This window comes from Nonomuraea sp. MG754425, assembly GCF_021699195.1.
In the GTDB taxonomy this organism is placed as follows: domain Bacteria; phylum Actinomycetota; class Actinomycetes; order Streptosporangiales; family Streptosporangiaceae; genus Nonomuraea.
On the sequence record NZ_SSXE01000496.1, the window covers coordinates 1 to 485 of the forward strand.

1 protein-coding gene and 1 pseudogene are annotated in these 485 nt (G+C 76.7%); one reads left to right on the forward strand and one right to left on the reverse strand.

Annotation, left to right across the window (positions count from 1 at the left end; all coding sequences use genetic code 11):
• Positions 1-372: aldehyde dehydrogenase family protein (locus FAF44_RS53665; RefSeq protein ID WP_237111192.1), on the reverse strand; the 372-nt coding region annotated here is incomplete at its 3' end.
• Positions 373-392: 20 nt separating this feature from the next.
• Here FAF44_RS53665 and FAF44_RS53670 point away from each other — a divergent pair.
• Positions 393-485: pseudogene (locus tag FAF44_RS53670) on the forward strand (aldehyde dehydrogenase family protein); the annotation flags it as partial.

The following is a 485-nucleotide window of genomic DNA, read 5'->3' on the forward strand; positions in this document are numbered from 1 at the left end:
GAGGTCGGCCCCGGCCAGCACGATCGCCGGGTCCTTGCCGCCCAGTTCCAGGAACGCCGGCACGAACGCGCGGGCCGCCGCCTGCGCCACCCGCCGCCCGGTCGCGACGCTGCCGGTGAACACGACGGCGTCCACCAGGTCCACGAGCGCGGCCCCCGTGCCGCCGTCGCCCTCGACGACCCGCAGCGGCAGGCCGTCGGGGACCAGCCGCATCAGCGGCTCGATGAAGCGGGGGGTGACCTCGCTCGGCTTGACCAGCACCGTGCAGCCGGCGGCCAGCGCGGGGACCGCGTCGATGAGGGCGAGCAGGAGCGGCAGGTTCCACGGGGTGATCATCCCGGCCAGCTCGTACGGCACCGCGTCGCCACCCACGACGATCCCGGGCAGGGCGGCGGGTGGCGCAGGCGGCGGCCCGCGCGTTCGTGCCGGCGTTCCTGGAACTGGGCGGCAAGGACCCGGCGATCGTGCTGGCCGGGGCCGACCTC